General features: G+C 45.8%; 10 protein-coding genes and 5 tRNA genes. 10 read left to right on the plus strand and 5 right to left on the minus strand.

Annotated features, from left to right (window positions below):
* Nucleotides 1-137 precede the first annotated feature (137 nt).
* Genes VEJY3_RS00195 through VEJY3_RS00205 form a run of 3 tightly spaced genes read right to left on the minus strand, consistent with a single transcriptional unit; the run spans nt 138 to nt 4,977 of the window.
* The gene (locus VEJY3_RS00195) at nt 138-3,260 is read right to left on the minus strand and encodes a multidrug efflux RND transporter permease subunit (protein WP_014230446.1); all 3,123 of its coding nucleotides are present in this window, start codon (nt 3,258-3,260) and stop codon (nt 138-140) included.
* Nucleotides 3,261-3,271: 11 nt separating this feature from the next.
* On the minus strand, nt 3,272-4,378 hold the full coding sequence (locus tag VEJY3_RS00200; protein WP_014230447.1) for an efflux RND transporter periplasmic adaptor subunit: 1,107 nt from the start codon (nt 4,376-4,378) through the stop codon (nt 3,272-3,274).
* Between the two features lie 17 nt (nt 4,379-4,395).
* Nucleotides 4,396-4,977 carry a TetR/AcrR family transcriptional regulator gene (locus tag VEJY3_RS00205; protein ID WP_014230448.1) on the minus strand — a complete coding sequence of 194 codons (582 nt, stop codon included), beginning with the start codon at nt 4,975-4,977 and terminating at the stop codon, nt 4,396-4,398.
* A 197-nt stretch (nt 4,978-5,174) separates the two neighbouring features.
* Here VEJY3_RS00205 and rep point away from each other — a divergent pair, with 197 nt between their 5' ends.
* Nucleotides 5,175-7,190 carry a DNA helicase Rep gene (gene rep / locus VEJY3_RS00210; RefSeq protein ID WP_014230449.1) on the plus strand — a complete coding sequence of 672 codons (2,016 nt, stop codon included), beginning with the start codon at nt 5,175-5,177 and terminating at the stop codon, nt 7,188-7,190.
* 83 nt (nt 7,191-7,273) lie between these two features.
* Here the strand turns inward: rep and VEJY3_RS00215 are convergent, their stop codons facing one another.
* Nucleotides 7,274-7,687, minus strand: a complete 414-nt coding sequence (locus VEJY3_RS00215) for a cytochrome c5 family protein (RefSeq protein ID WP_014230450.1) — start codon at nt 7,685-7,687, stop codon at nt 7,274-7,276.
* A gap of 336 nt (nt 7,688-8,023) precedes the next feature.
* Here VEJY3_RS00215 and VEJY3_RS00220 point away from each other — a divergent pair.
* The 5 genes from VEJY3_RS00220 to VEJY3_RS00240 all read left to right on the plus strand — a co-directional run bounded on the left by VEJY3_RS00220 (nt 8,024) and on the right by VEJY3_RS00240 (nt 8,584).
* Nucleotides 8,024-8,100, plus strand: a tRNA-Arg gene (locus VEJY3_RS00220).
* A 33-nt stretch (nt 8,101-8,133) separates the two neighbouring features.
* A tRNA-His gene (locus tag VEJY3_RS00225) sits at nt 8,134-8,209 on the plus strand.
* A 72-nt stretch (nt 8,210-8,281) separates the two neighbouring features.
* Nucleotides 8,282-8,358 (plus strand) — tRNA-Pro (locus VEJY3_RS00230).
* A 49-nt stretch (nt 8,359-8,407) separates the two neighbouring features.
* Nucleotides 8,408-8,483: transfer RNA gene (locus VEJY3_RS00235), tRNA-His, on the plus strand.
* Between the two features lie 24 nt (nt 8,484-8,507).
* A tRNA-Pro gene (locus VEJY3_RS00240) sits at nt 8,508-8,584 on the plus strand.
* Between the two features lie 244 nt (nt 8,585-8,828).
* Here VEJY3_RS00240 and VEJY3_RS00245 read toward each other — a convergent pair.
* Nucleotides 8,829-9,554: an HAD family hydrolase gene (locus VEJY3_RS00245; RefSeq protein WP_014230451.1), complete on the minus strand. Its 726-nt coding sequence runs from the start codon at nt 9,552-9,554 to the stop codon at nt 8,829-8,831.
* Nucleotides 9,555-10,238: 684 nt separating this feature from the next.
* Between VEJY3_RS00245 and VEJY3_RS00255 the strand changes: the two genes are divergently transcribed.
* From VEJY3_RS00255 to VEJY3_RS00270, 4 genes are all read left to right on the plus strand, one after another.
* Nucleotides 10,239-11,954, plus strand: coding sequence for an ABC transporter ATP-binding protein (locus VEJY3_RS00255; RefSeq protein WP_014230453.1), 1,716 nt, complete (start codon nt 10,239-10,241; stop codon nt 11,952-11,954).
* An 88-nt stretch (nt 11,955-12,042) separates the two neighbouring features.
* Nucleotides 12,043-13,596 (plus strand): ABC transporter substrate-binding protein, encoded by a 1,554-nt coding sequence (locus tag VEJY3_RS00260; protein WP_014230454.1) that lies wholly within the window; start codon nt 12,043-12,045, stop codon nt 13,594-13,596.
* A gap of 176 nt (nt 13,597-13,772) precedes the next feature.
* The gene (locus tag VEJY3_RS00265; RefSeq protein ID WP_014230455.1) at nt 13,773-14,750 is read left to right on the plus strand and encodes an ABC transporter permease; all 978 of its coding nucleotides are present in this window, start codon (nt 13,773-13,775) and stop codon (nt 14,748-14,750) included.
* A 2-nt stretch (nt 14,751-14,752) separates the two neighbouring features.
* Entirely contained in the window at nt 14,753-15,697 is a 945-nt protein-coding gene (locus tag VEJY3_RS00270) for an ABC transporter permease (protein WP_014230456.1), read from the plus strand.
* Nucleotides 15,698-15,803: the final 106 nt, after the last annotated feature.

A 15,803-nucleotide genomic window follows, 5' to 3' on the forward strand; every position in this document is an offset into this window, starting at 1 on the left:
CTCCTTTTGATTTGAGCTCATTTTAAGTAATTGATACGGGAAAGTCGCTAGTAAGAATGCAAAAAATCGAGATAGGTACGGCAAACGCAAGGCAATAAAAAAGGCCACCGAAGTGACCTTTTTAGCTTGGCAGGGAATTAGTGGTTGTCCGCTAATCCTCGTTGTGCCGCTTTTGCTTCATCAATACGGGCCAACTTTTCCAGATCTTTGTCTTCAACAAACACCGGAAGTGGCTTGTGTTTTTCAGCTAAGTAGCTGTAAATAACAGGCAGTACGAATAGGGTAAACAGAGTACCAATCGCCAGACCAGCAACGATTACGATACCGATACTAAAGCGCTGAGCCGCACCTGCACCAGTCGCGTACATCAGTGGGATAAGACCCGCGATCATCGCTGCAGTTGTCATCAGAATAGGACGTAGACGAACTTTCGCCGCTTCCATTACAGCTTCTGTTTTACCCAGTTTGTTGTGCAGCTGCTCTTCTTTCGCCACTTCACAGATCAGGATACCGTGCTTGGTGATAAGACCAACCAGAGTAATCAAACCAACCTGAGAGTAAATGTTCATCGATGCAGCGCCCCAGGCAAGCGCAATCAACGCGCCACAAATTGCCAATGGCACAGACACCATGATAACCAGTGGATCTTTCACAGATTCAAACTGAATCGCCAGAACCAAGAAGATGATTGCTAGTGCTAAACCAAATGTCGCGTATAACGCACTACCTTCAGTCACAAACTGACGAGCTTCACCCATGTAGTCATGGTTGTAGCCGCTTGGCAGTTTCGTTTCAGCGATGTTCTCAAACCAGTTAATCGCATCGCCCATTGCCGTGCCCGGAGCTGGTACTGCACCTACCGTTGCTGAGTTCAGCTGGTTGAAGTGAGGCAGTGAGCGTGGCTCTGCAATCACGTCAATCGTCACTAGGTTACTCAGTGGAACCGCGTTACCGTCAGCTGCACGTACGTAGTAGTTGTTCATCGACTCTGGGTTTAGACGCCACTTACGCTCTACCTGAGGAATAACTTCGTAAGAGCGGCCATTAAGGTCGATACGGTTTACGTAGCCATCTGCCATCATGGTGCTCAGTGTCACACCGATGTCTTGCATGGTTACGCCGTATGCGCCCGCTTTGTCTTTGTCGATGTTGATTTTCATCGTCGCCGAGTCGTAGTTCAGATCAAGATCCGAATAAACGAACATTGGGCTAGATTTGACTTCCGTTAATACGTCTGTCGCGATAGAGAATAAACTCTCAAATGCGTTTGGTGTGGTCAGAACAAACTGAATTGGAAGACCACTACCCGCACCTGGCAACTCAGGCATTTGGAACGCCGTTACCGCCATTCCCGGTACGTCTGCAACCAATCCGCCTACACGGCCCGTTACGTCTGCCTGGCTTGCTTCACGCTCACTCCAAGGCACCATAGAGGCTATACCGAACGCTTGGTGAGAGTTTGGTACACCTGAGAAAACCTGTGCAAACTGAACTTCTGGCTGTTCAGACAGAATGTTGTTTACCTGGTTCATGGTGTTCTGGATAAAGTCTAAGTTCGAATTAGATGGAGCAGTACCCATCAATACAACCACGCCTTTATCTTCAGACGGAGCCAGTTCACTTGGGATGAACTTGAACAGCATCGGTAAGCTGGCAAATACAATCAGTGCAAAACCAATTACAACTGGACGGTGTTGCATGACAGCACCCAACATTTTGGCGTATCGGCTGGTCATGCGCTCTAACACGCTATGCACTTTCTGTTCAAACTTGCTTGGTGCCTGATGAGCTTTCAGCATTTTTGAACACATCATTGGTGATAGAGTCAGTGCCACGATACCTGATACAAATACCGCACCCGCCAGGGTTAACGCGAACTCTTTAAATAGCGAGCCCGTGATACCACCCATCAACGCGATCGGCGCGTATACAGCACCCAACGTTAGTGTCATCGCGATAACTGGAACCGCAATTTCGCGCGTACCGATAATGGCCGCTCGGAATGGTGATTCACCAAGCTTGATATGTCGGTCAACGTTTTCCAGTACAACGATCGCATCATCTACCACCAGACCAATGGCGAGAACCATTGCCAGTAGGGTCATCAGGTTCCACGAGAAACCCATGGATTGCATTACCATCGCCACACCGATCAAAGAGAGTGGGATAGTTACAATAGGGATCACTACGGCACGGAATGAACCAAGGAATATAGTGATAACAATCAGTACGATCACTGCAGCTTCAGCGATGGTTTTGATTACTTCGTTAATGGATTCGTTAATTGCGATAGTCGAATCATAAAGAACATTCATCTTGATCGTACTAGGCAAATTGCGCTCTAGCTGAGGTAATAGATCAAGTACGTCTGCTGCGATATTGATTGGGTTGGCACTTGGCGCAGCATTAATTGCGGCAACAACCGCCTCCTGACCATTTGCACTCGCTCGATATGAGTCGTGGCTCTTTTCTAGAGTCACTTTAGCAATATCGCTTAAGCGAGTGACATTGCCATCGTCATTGCTAACAACAAGGTTCTTCAACTCATCAACATTGGATACCTGTGTGTCTGCACTGCCGTTATAAAGTACAAATTCACCGATAGCCTGACCCGTAGCAGACTGATAGTTGTTGGCACTTAACACACCCATCACGTCAGTCGCGGTTAAGTTAAACGCTGCCATTTTTGCAGGGTCTAGCCAAACACGTAGCGCGTATTTCATACCACCGTATAGGTCGACTTTCGACACACCGTTAACGGTAAACAACTGTGGGTTGATTACACGCTCAAGGTAGTCGGTGATCTGACTTGAAGACAACTCATCACTGGTAAAACCGATATACAGTACCGCTGTTGTCGAGCCAGTCGACATAGTAACGGTAGGGTCTTCGGCTTCTTTCGGTAGTTGCGAGCGAACAGAATTGGTTTTTGCCAGAATGTCCGAGAGTGCCGCATTCGGGTCAGTGTTCAACTTCATTTTCACGGTGATGGTGGATTTACCCAGCACCGATTGAGAAGTCATATAATCGATATTATCAGCCTGTGCGACCGCTTGTTCCAATGGCTGAGTAATAAAGCCCTGGATTAGGTCGGCACTGGCACCGTAGTAACTGGTCGAAACCGTTACTTCCGTATTCGTCATTTCAGGGTATTCACGAACCTGCATTTTGAAGATTGCTTGCAGACCAAGCAATGCGATCAAAAAGCTGATTGATACCGCTAAAACTGGACGTTTAATAAAAACATCAGTAAAGCGCATGAAGCCTCCGATTACAGCATTGGTGTTTCAGTTGGTGGAGTCGTTGCATCGCTTTCTACGACACGGACTTTAGCGTGGTTACTCAGACGAATCTGACCTGAGGTCACTACTACATCACCTGGCTTAACGCCTTCAAGAATGTGTACGATGTCTTTTGTACGCTCACCCACTTTAACCACTTGCTGTGTTACACGCTTTTCGCCATCTTCTTCAGATACGATGTAAATGCTGTCACCGTAAAGTGTGTAAGTAATCGCGGTTTGTGGCAGAGTCACCTGGTTTTCAAGTTTAGGCAGGATGATATTCGCTCGAGCGAACATACCACTACGTAGTTTTCCGTCGTTATTTGGAATATCTGCTTGTACCTGGATCAGACCACTCTGTACATTAACCGCTGGCTCAATGGCTGTAATTGAACCTTTGAAGGCGATTTCTGGGTACGCATCGACAAAAATATCGACAGCTTGGCTAATGTGGATACGAGAAATATCGGTCTGCGGCACGGTGAAACGTAGACGCATAACGCTGGTATCTTCAAGACGCACGATATCGGTACCCGCTTGCAGGTACTGACCTAGGTAAACATTACGGATACCAACCACGCCTGAAAACGGTGCTTTGATTTCACGACGGTCGATCGCCGCTTTCAAGCTCTCGATGTCAGCGCTAAGAGAAAAATAATTCGCTTCTGCTTCATCATAAGACTCTTTAGAAATCGACCCTTTTTTGTACAGGCCTTGGTAACGCTTGTATTTTGCTTCAGCAGCTGGAAGCTTCGCTTGTGCACTTTTCAGGTTGGCTTTCTCAACAGCTGAATCAAGAAGTACCAAATCCTGGCCTTCTTTCACTTGAGTGCCAGATTCAAAAGCGATTTGGTCAATGACGCCACTTGTCTCGTTCGCTACCGTTACCCCTTGGTTAGGCTCGATAAAGCCAATTGCCTCAATCACCGGTACCCAATCAACTGACTGTACGTCAGTTACGGTTACGGGAAATTCAGGTTCCGGGCGATTCGCCATGTATTCGGCAATCTTCTGTTGCTTGAATAAGTTGAAACCTATCACACTGCCGAACAGCAAGATTGCGATAAGTAACATAAAAAAAGTCCACTTTTTCATTCTGGTCAGAACTCCAATTAGTGTTGAATGATTGCGTCCCAACTGGCTTCAATGGCAGCTTCTATGGCTGCTTCGTCCAGTTGATAAAACCCCAGGGCATGATGTCGGGCGAGTGCAACGGTCGCCTCGAAACTCAGTCCCGAAAGGATCATATTGTCGAGTGGCTTAAACACTCCTTGCTCTTTACCTTGGTCAAATAGTCGGTCTACCTGATCAAACATTTTACGCTCAAGTTCCAGCGTTACTCTATTGCTTGCATAGGGCAGGGATTGATATTGAACTCTATTGTTCAATGTGTCCACATTTGAGCCAGCTAAACACCAAATGTTAAGCCACATTTTTGTATAACGTTCTTTTAAAGGCATATCGTCGCTTACGCCCGCTTGCACTTCTATTGCAATGCGCTTTGCGACGTTTAATCTAACTTCGTCTAAAAGGTGGTTCTTATCGGAAAAGTAACGATAGATAGTGCCAGCCGCCACACCCGCTTCTTTGGCTAGCTTTTGCATCGAAAATCCCTGAAAACCCAGCTCAGCAATCAGTTTTTCCGCCGCACAAAGAATCTGAGCTTTTTTATCTAAAGTTGTATTACTCGACATAGTTCCACTTCTAGTGAATGAACGTTCATTCATTATAGATCTAAAGCTATACGAGTGTGCAATAAAAAATAATTAAATTTTTACTTTGCTATAAATGGAGTTAGCAAACACTGACAAACTGAGGGCTGATAAACGTGGTAATCGTTCATACTCACTATTATCATAGGCGCCACGTTTATTGCCCGCTGAGAAATTCTATGAAGCTGAACCCTAGTCAAGATGAAGCCGTAAAGTACGTATCTGGTCCGTGTTTGGTGCTGGCAGGTGCTGGCTCGGGTAAAACTCGTGTTATCACCAATAAAATTGCTTATTTGGTTCAGCAATGTGGCTACAAAGCGCGAAATATTGCAGCGGTAACCTTTACCAATAAAGCCGCACGAGAAATGAAAGAGCGGGTGGGTCAGACATTAGGTAAAGCGGAATCTAAAGGCTTGATGGTGTCGACCTTCCACACCTTGGGCTTGAACATTATTAAGCGCGAGTACAAGCAGCTTGGTTTAAAAGCTGGCTTCTCCTTGTTTGATGATCAAGACCAGCTCGCATTACTCAAAGAGCTAACGGAAAAGCAGCTCGACGGCGATAAAGATCTGCTGCGTCAGCTGATGAGTTCAATCTCTAACTGGAAGAACGACATGTTAACGCCAGAGCAGGTGAAAGCTCAGGCGAAAGGTGAGCAACAACAGTTGTTTGCCTTCTGCTTCGACATGTACCAGAAGCAGATGAAAGCGTACAACGCACTCGATTTTGATGATTTGATTCTGATGCCAGTACTGTTGTTACGTACTAATGAAGACGTACGTCAGCGTTGGCAGAGCCGCATCCGCTACCTACTGGTGGATGAATATCAAGATACCAATACCAGCCAATACGAGCTGGTAAAACACATTGTCGGTGAGCGGGGCCGCCTAACCGTAGTAGGGGATGACGATCAGTCTATCTACTCATGGCGTGGTGCGAAGCCTCAGAACCTGGTGCTATTGGGTGAAGACTACCCGAACTTGCGCCTGATTAAACTAGAGCAAAACTATCGCTCTACCAGTCGTATTCTTCGTGCTGCCAATATTCTCATTGCTAACAACCCGCACGTGTATGAGAAGACGCTATTCTCTGAGATCCCTGACGGTGAAAAACTCAAAGTATTGCTGGCAAAAAATGAAGAGCATGAAGCGGAGCGTGTTACGGGTGAGCTGATCGCACACAAGTTCCTCAATCGCACCGAATACCGAGACTACTCGATTTTGTATCGTGGTAACCATCAATCACGCTTAATAGAAAAGTCGCTGATGCAAAACCGCGTACCATACAAAATTTCGGGTGGTACCTCTTTCTTTGCTCGTTCAGAGATCAAAGACATCATGGCGTATCTTCGAGTTCTGGTGAACCCGGACGATGACAATGCCTTTCTACGCATCGTAAACACGCCCCGACGTGAAATTGGACCGGTTACACTAGAAAAACTGGGCAGTTACGCCAATATGCGTGGCAAAAGCCTGTTTGAAGCCAGCTTTGAAATGGGGCTCGAACAGCATTTAACAGGGCGTGGTCTGGAGAATTTACGCCGCTTCACTCAGTGGTTAGTCGCTATTGCTGATCAGGCGGAAAGAGGCGATACCGTGGCTGCGGTCCGTTCACTGGTTCGTGACATCAATTACGAAGACTGGTTATACGAAACCTCCGCGAGCCCGAAAGCGGCTGAGATGCGCATGAAGAACGTGTCAGATCTCTATTCCTGGATTGTGGCTGATTTAGAAGGCGATAATTACGATCAGGAAGAGAAAACATTAAAAGAGGTGGTTCAGCGTTTAACCTTGCGTGACATGATGGAGCGCGGGGAAGAGGACGAAGACAGCGATGCGGTACAATTGATGACACTGCATGCGTCAAAGGGTCTGGAATTCCCGTACGTTTATCTGATTGGTTCAGAAGAAGGCATTTTGCCACATCAAACCAGCATTGATGAAGACAACGTAGAAGAAGAACGTCGCCTGATGTACGTGGGGATTACTCGTGCCCAAAGAGAGCTGACTTTTACGATGTGTAAAGAGCGCCGTCAGTATGGTGAGTTAATCAAGCCGACGCAAAGCCGCTTTCTTGATGAATTGCCTTTCGATGATGTGGAATGGGAAGTCAACAAAAAGCCCGTTTCGCAAGAGGAGAGAATGGCAAAAGGCCAGGCTCACATTGCCAACTTACGCTCGATGTTTAAGAAGTAGCATCATCCAAATCATCAAACAGCAAATAAAAAGGCTTGCCAAGTGGCAAGCCTTTCTCTTTTAAAGCTTTGATTCAAGACGAATTACAGACCTGCAATCATATGATCGATAGCGGCTGTGATCTCGTCGTCAGAACAGTCCATACACGTACCTTTAGCTGGCATCGCGTTGAAGCCTTCAAGTGCATGTTTGATCAGTACATCTTTACCTTGAGCGATACGAGGCGCCCATTCGTCAGCATTGCCAATCTTTGGAGCACCGTTTACACCAGATGCGTGACAAGCAATACAAAAAGTACCGTAAACTGTTGCGCCATCACGAGGACCGGTTGGTTCTGCTTTTACAGGCTCAGAGCCTGCTAGATAAACATCGCCGACAGGTTTGATGCGTTCTGCGATCGCATCGTATTCACTTTGGCTGATGTCAGAAGCTAAAGCTGCCGTAGAAAACGTTAAGGCAGCGAACAAAACGCTAATCATTTGTCGAGACATATCCATTAAACCCACTTCACATTCCCGAGGTAAGTGACTTACCTATTTATATAGTTAGAGTATTGATACCGATTAAAGAAGCCCGATAAAACCACTTCAATGGCATAGAATGATTAGACAACTTGGTTGCAGCTGTTAAATCAATGTAAATAATGAGTGATTATATCCCGATAGCTTGTTGCATTAAACAACAAGTTATCGATGACAGGGCGTGAATCACATCAAAAATTCTCTTTAAAGGCATATAACTGTCGAAAAAGAGACCAAACGATAAAAAAAGTAAAAAAAGTACTAGACGGCATAGTGTGATATCCGTATTATTCCACTCCGCCGATAGGGCATGCGCCCGTAGCTCAGTTGGATAGAGCGTTGGCCTCCGGAGCCAAAGGTCGAAGGTTCGAATCCTTTCGGGCGTACCATTACCCCGGAGGATAAGTCGGTAAAACTCAGTGGTGGCTATAGCTCAGTTGGTAGAGCCCCGGATTGTGATTCCGGTTGTCGCGAGTTCAAGTCTCGTTAGCCACCCCATTCTTTCTTTTTTAGGAAGAACAAGGTAGCATTGCTTCCTGTCTTGATTTAGAGTCGAGATAAAACATAAGTCGGTGAATAGCGCAGCTTGGTAGCGCATCTGGTTTGGGACCAGAGGGTCGGGGGTTCGAATCCCTCTTCACCGACCACTATTAAAGTTTATGGCTTACAGTAAGCGGTAAACATGACAATTTGATGGTGGCTATAGCTCAGTCGGTAGAGCCCCGGATTGTGATTCCGGTTGTCGCGAGTTCAAGTCTCGTTAGCCACCCCATTCTTTCTCTAAAGAATACATGCTCGGTGAATAGCGCAGCTTGGTAGCGCATCTGGTTTGGGACCAGAGGGTCGGGGGTTCGAATCCCTCTTCACCGACCACTATTAGAAAGCCTCGATAGAAATATCGAGGCTTTTTTGCATTCTGAGTTTAGTCATTGATTGCAAAGGACCGGAGGCTGGATCGCCAGTCCGATCGAATCCCTCTTCACCGACCATCATTCAAAAAGTCTTAACTGTCAGGTCAAAGAGCTTTTGACCACCAGTAACCCAAAAGCTTTCTCAGCCGATAAAACAAACCCCAGCACAGTGGCTGGGGTTTTGTGTTTTTACCATTCAATCCATTCTACTGAGCGAGCGTTTTGAGGATTTCTTTTAGCTCTACGGTGTCTTTTACTTCGTAGTCAGGCTCAATATCCGTCTGATTATCGGTACCTTTTGGATTCACCCAAACGCTGAGAATATCCATATCGTTAGCGCCCGCAATATCTGCTGCTAAAGAGTCACCGATATGAAGCGCTTCTTCTGGTTTAACGTCTGCTAGCTTAAGAGCCTTATGGAAGATGCTTGCCGCAGGTTTTTCTTCAGGTTCTTCACCACCAACAATAATATGATCGACCCATTCACTCATCTCTGTTGCCGCCAGTTTTGGATGTTGAGAGAAGATCGGACCGTTAGTAATCACAACGAGAGTGTAGTGTTGACGTAGTTCAACCAGCATTTCCTTTACTCCTGGTAGAAAGGAGAATGCATTCATGCGTGCAGAGTCAAAAAAACTTTGCGCCTGTTGAGCTTGCTCTGCGCTTATTTCGATACCTTGTTCTGCGAGGATGGTTTTTATCAAACCACAACGGAATGCATTTTCATCCGGTAGCAAGGCTACAAGCTGAGGGAACTCTGCATTGAGCTTTTTATACACGCCTTGTAAGTAGCGTTGTAAGAAGGCATTAGAATCCGCGAGCTGTGGATAGGTTTCTTTCATCCAATTTGCAAATTCTTGCCCTGCCACTTTATCGGCTTGAGATGTGCCACATAAAGTCTCGTCCATATCAAAAAAAATCGCTTTAAGCACAGGGGCTCCTATCATTTACAACTTTGCTACTGGGGCTTCTATTTAATCTATTATCTCATGCTCGATAGTATCGTAAAGCCTTAAAACCAAAGTATGGCAGAGCCGGCTGCTATCAATCGATTCAAACCGAGTGGACGATTTTAGTGCCATCCATTGTACGTTTGGCCACCAAATTCGAATAACTGACCTAAAATAGAATATTAATCTTTTTTGCAGGACCGCTCACGTTTTACTTCAGCCTATTGTTATTGATACTTGGTTTTTTATTTCTCTCTACTATTTTTAGATGAAATTTTATGCCTAAGAGATCGATTTCATGCCAGATATTGTTTGCTAAATGTTAACAATGACCTGTGAATAATGTGGCTATTTGTAATGTTGGTTTTCTGCCTAAATTTAGAGCATTTTTCTGCTTTTATTGGTGCATAGCGCACAAAAATAGGTTGATATGAAAATGGTTAAATACTTGTTAATGCATTTTTATTCGCCAGATATGCGTTTAATTAACATTTTCATGGCGGAATATACTTTAATTGTTGCTTTTTTGTGTGATTTTTGCCAAATTGTGTCCGCATTAAAATTTCAGAGCATTATTCTGAATTTGAACGGATTCATTCAGGTGATGAATAGCGCCCTAGGTGGGCGAGATTCAATACCACACAGACAAGGTAGTAGAGGTCTGAAATGTCACTATTAGAAGTGAAAAACCTTCGTATTGAGTATCCATCCCGACACGGTGTTCACGCAGCCGTGAAATCTCTTTCGTTCCAAATTGAACGTGGTGAGATTGTGGGTGTTGTCGGCGAATCAGGTGCGGGTAAATCCACCGTTGGTAACGCTGTTATTGATTTGCTTAGTCCTCCGGGTCGCGTTGCCAGTGGCGACGTATTTCTGGATGGAGAAAAGATTTCCGGTTTATCTCCGGAAGCGATGCGTAAGGTTCGTGGTTCGAAGATAGGCTTTATTTTCCAAGACCCAATGACCTCACTTAACCCTTTGTTTACGGTTGAGCAGCAGCTTAAAGAAACCATTCATGCCAACATGAAAGTGTCGGATGAAGAGGCTTATCAACGTGCGCTTTCTCTGATGCAGCAAGTGGGCATCCCTCAACCGGAAAACCGTCTCAAACAATATCCTCACCAATTCTCAGGTGGTATGCGTCAGCGTGTGGTTATTGCCATCGCGCTAGCAGGTGAACCTGATCTGATCATTGCCGATGAGCCAACGACGGCATTGGACGTTTCCATCCAAGACCAAATCCTGAGCCTGATTCGTGAGTTGTGCATCAAAAACAACGTAGGTTGTATGTTGGTGACGCACGATATGGGTGTGGTTTCGAACGTTACTGACCGTGTGGCAGTTATGTATCGTGGTGATCTGGTTGAATTTGGCCCAACTGCAAAAGTGCTGGGCAACCCTGATCATCCATATACTCGCAGCTTGATCTCAGCGGTTCCTCGCTCAGACAGAAAGCTCGATCGCTTCCCTCTGGTAAGTTACATCGAAGAAGCGACAGAAATGAAGTCGCTAGACATTAAGAGTCACTGGTTAGGACAAAGTCAGGATCAACGTGAGTACACTGGTCCGTTGTTGGACGTGAAAAACGTAAACCTAAGATTCGTAACCAAAGACTCTCTGTTTGAAAGCCGTCGTGAGTACGTACAAGCGTCGAATAATGTCAGCTTTGAAGTCCATGAAGGTGAAACTTTTGGTCTGGTGGGTGAATCTGGCTCTGGTAAGTCGACAATCGCACGTGTGATCGCAGGCTTGTATGAACCAAACTCTGGTCAGGTAAAATTTGAAGGCCTGGATCTGACTGCAATGAAGTCAGAAAAAGAGCGTCGCCCAGTTCGTCGTCAAATGCAGATGGTGTTCCAGAACCCTTATACTTCGATGAACCCTCGTATGAAGGTGGCGGATATCATTGCCGAGCCTATTCGTTTCCATAAGCTAACTAAAAACGAGTCAGAAACACGCCAAATCGTGAATGACTTGCTTGATCACGTTGGTTTGGGTCGTATGGCTGGTCTTAAATATCCACACGAATTCTCAGGTGGTCAGCGTCAGCGTATTTCTATTGCCCGTGCACTGGCAACCAGACCTCGTCTTTTGATCTGTGACGAACCAACATCAGCGTTGGATGTTTCGGTACAGGCACAGATCCTTAACTTGCTGAAAGATCTGCAAAGTGAGCTGAACTTGACTATGTTGTTTATCAGTCACGACTTACCGGTAATTCGTCAGATGTGCGACCGAGTCGGTGTAATGCAGATGGGTACTCTACTTGAAGTGGCACCAACTGAGCAGTTGTTTACCGATCCTCAGCATGAATACAGTAAGAAACTGATTTCTCTGATGCCAGAATTTACCGGGCTAAGAGAAGAGATTAAATCGGCATAAACCAAGTTTTTTGCTTGGCTGATCTTGAAATAAAAACAGACGCAAACACAACAAGGGACTTTGATCCCAGCATGAAGGAGTTATGCAAATGAAAACCATGAAAAGCAAATTAGCAGTGGCGCTAATCGCTGCGGGACTAAGTTTTAACTCGTTGGCAGCAGACATTAAAGTTGGCTACGCTGCTGACCCTGTATCGCTTGACCCGCACGAGCAGCTATCTGGTGGTACACTGCAAATGTCACACATGGTATTTGACCCACTAGTTCGTTTCACTCAGGAAATGGATTTTGAACCTCGCCTAGCAGAAAGCTGGGAGCGTATTAACGATACGACAGTGCGCTTCAAACTACGTGAAGGTGTGAAATTCCACTCTGGTAACACTATGACTGCAGATGACGTTGTATGGACATTCGAACGTCTGCAAAACTCTCCAGACTTTAAAGCTATCTTCGACCCATACGAAAAAATCGTTAAAGTTGATGACAATACGGTTGATCTTGTGACTAAAGGTCCATACCCACTTGTTCTACAAACTGCAACGTACATCTTCCCAATGGACAGCAAGTTCTACACTGGTAAGACTGAAGACGGCAAAGACAAATCTGAGCTAGTGAAGCACGGTAACTCATTTGCATCAACTCACGTTTCTGGTACTGGTCCATTCATCGTGACATCACGTGAGCAGGGCGTAAAAGTAGAATTTGAACGCTTCAAAGACTACTGGGACAAAGAGTCAAAAGGTAACGTTGATAAGCTAACGCTAGTACCGATCAAAGAAGATGCGACTCGTGTAGCAGCGCTACTTTCTGGCGGCGTAGATATGATTCACCCAGTTGCGCCAAACGATCACCAACGTGTGAAAGATGCTGAAGGTATCGATCTGGTAACACTGCCTGGTACTCGTATCATCACGCTACAAATGAACCAAAACAGTAACGAAGCGTTGAAAGACGTTCGCGTTCGTCAGGCGATTGTGCATGCCATCAACAACGAAGGCATCGTGAAGAAAATCATGAAAGGCTTCGCAACGGCAGCTGGTCAGCAAAGCCCAGCAGGTTACGTTGGTCATAACGACAAGTTAGTTCCTCGCTACGATCTGAAGAAAGCAAAAGAGCTGATGAAAGAAGCGGGCTACGAAGACGGCTTGACACTAACCATGATTGCGCCAAACAACCGTTACGTGAACGATGCAAAAGTTGCACAAGCAGCGGCGGCTATGCTGTCTAAGATCGGTATCAAGGTTGATCTGAAGACAATGCCTAAAGCGCAATACTGGCCTGAGTTTGATTTATGTTCTGCTGACATGCTGATGATCGGTTGGCACTCAGATACTGAAGATTCTGCAAACTTCAACGAATTCCTAACCATGACTCGCAACGAAGAGACAGGCCGTGGTCAGTACAACTGTGGTCACTACTCAAACCCAGAAATGGACAAAGTAGTAGAAGCAGCTAACGTTGAAACAGACCCAGCGAAACGTGCAGAAATGCTACAAGGTGTAGAAGCAACGCTATACAACGACGCAGCATTCGTACCGCTACACTGGCAAAGTGAAGCGTGGGGCGCGAAGTCTAACGTGAAAGCAGCAGACATCGTGAACCCAATGGTTATGCCTTACTTTGGCGACCTAGTGGTTGAATAATCACATTGAGTAGTGATTAGGAGGGAATTCATTTCCTCCTGAATGAGCCCCATAACAAGTGAATTATTGTGGGGCTCAATACCAGGCTCAGTTTTATTTCAGTCGGACTGAGCCCGTTTTAAAGACTGAATTTTCTCTCTAAATTTAGAGATCTATGGATAGTTAAGGGGCAAGGAATGTTTTCGTTTCTGGTCAAGCGCCTGTTTCAGGCACTGATAGTGATGTTTGTGATCAGTTTGGTGGCGTTTGCCATTCAGGACAACCTGGGTGACCCGCTGCGTGAGCTTGTAGGTCAATCGGTTTCGGAGTCGGAGCGTCAAGCGCTGCGTGATGAACTGGGCCTGAACGATCCCTTTATCACAAAGTACACTCGCTTTGTTGGTAATGCACTGCAAGGTGATTTAGGTACTTCATACTTTTTCAAGCGCCCAGCGGTTGATGTCATTCTTGACAAGCTGGTGGCGACGCTAGAGCTCGTGTTTGGCGCGACGCTCATTATTATTGCTTTCTCCATACCACTTGGGGTGTACTCCGCGATTCACCCAAAAAGTATCTTTACCAAATTTGTTATGGCGATGAGTAGTGTCGGCATTTCGATTCCGGTTTTCCTGACCGCAATCATGCTGATGTACGTCTTCTCCATTGAGCTCGGATGGCTGCCTTCCTACGGGCGGGGTGAAACATCGAACCTTCTTGGTTGGGAATCTGGCTTCTTTACCATTGATGGTATCAAGCACCTGATCCTGCCATGTATTGCGCTGGCTTCTATCATGTTGCCGCTGTTCATTCGTCTGGTTCGTTCAGAAATGCTGGAAGTATTGAGCTCTGAGTACATTAAGTTCGCAAAAGCGAAAGGTTTGAACTTACAAAAAATCTATTACCAACATGCACTGAAAAATACCATGCTGCCAGTACTGACAGTGGGTGGTGTGCAAATTGGTACTATGGTGGCATACACCATCCTAACCGAAACTGTATTCCAATGGCCGGGTACGGGTTTCCTTTTCCTAGAGGCGATTAACCGTGTAGATACACCGCTAATCACTGCCTACGTTATCTTTGTTGGTCTGATCTTCGTGGTAACCAATACCATCGTTGACTTGCTGTACGGCATCATCAACCCAACTGTGAACCTAACTGGAAAAGGAGCTTAATCATGAGCCAATCAAATGCAGCGGCAGCTCCTTCTGCATGGGAGCGCTTTAAAAACTCGGACTTTTTGTATTACTTTAAGCGCGACAAAGTTGCGATGGCGAGTTTTACGGTATTCATGGTCTTTTTGGTGCTGGCACTTGCTGCGCCTATTCTGGCACCAACTGATCCGTATGACTTAACGTCTATCGACATTATGGACTCGGAACTTCCTCCTTCATGGATGGAAGACGGCGATGAGCGCTTTGTTTTGGGTACCGATGAGCAAGGTCGTGACATTTTATCGACGATTCTTTACGGCTCTCGCTTATCTTTGACCATCGGTTTTCTGGCAGTGGGTCTGCAGCTGATTTTGGGGATCATCATTGGTTTGTCAGCAGGTTACTTCGGCGGCCGTATCGACAGCTTCCTAATGCGTTTTGCAGATGTTCAGCTTTCGTTCTCAACCATGATGGTGGCTATCATCGTTTCGGCGATTTTCAAAGCCAGCTTTGGTAGTGACTTCTATAGCCAATATGCAGTGGTAATGCTGGTGGTGATCATCGGTGTGGCAGAATGGCCGCAGTACGCACGTACTATTCGTGCATCGGTTCTGGCTGAGAAGAAGAAAGAGTACGTAGAAGCAGCACGAGTAATGGGCTTTAAAGCACCACGTATTATGTTCCGTCATATTCTGCCTAACTGTTTGTCACCAATCTTGGTTATCTCGACAGTTCAGGTCGCAAACGCGATCATGTCGGAAGCGGCGCTGTCATTCCTTGGCTTAGGTCTGCCAGTGGATCAGCCGTCTTTGGGTGCGCTGATTAGCATCGGCTTTAACTACATCTTCTCAGGTGCTTGGTGGATTACTGCTTTCCCTGGCATTGTGTTGGTGACATTGGTACTGGTAATCAACCTATTGGGTGACTGGTTACGTGATGTATTTAACCCGAAACTGTATAAAGGTTAAGAATCTAAACATTAAGTGTTGTTAAATCGCTTAATTCCTTCCTAAACTAAGAGCCGGATGAATTTCCGGCTCTTTTTTTGCTAGTTATTCCTTGTTCACCGATTTT

Origin of the sequence: Vibrio sp. EJY3 (genome assembly GCF_000241385.1) — a bacterium.
Lineage (GTDB): Bacteria > Pseudomonadota > Gammaproteobacteria > Enterobacterales > Vibrionaceae > Vibrio > Vibrio natriegens.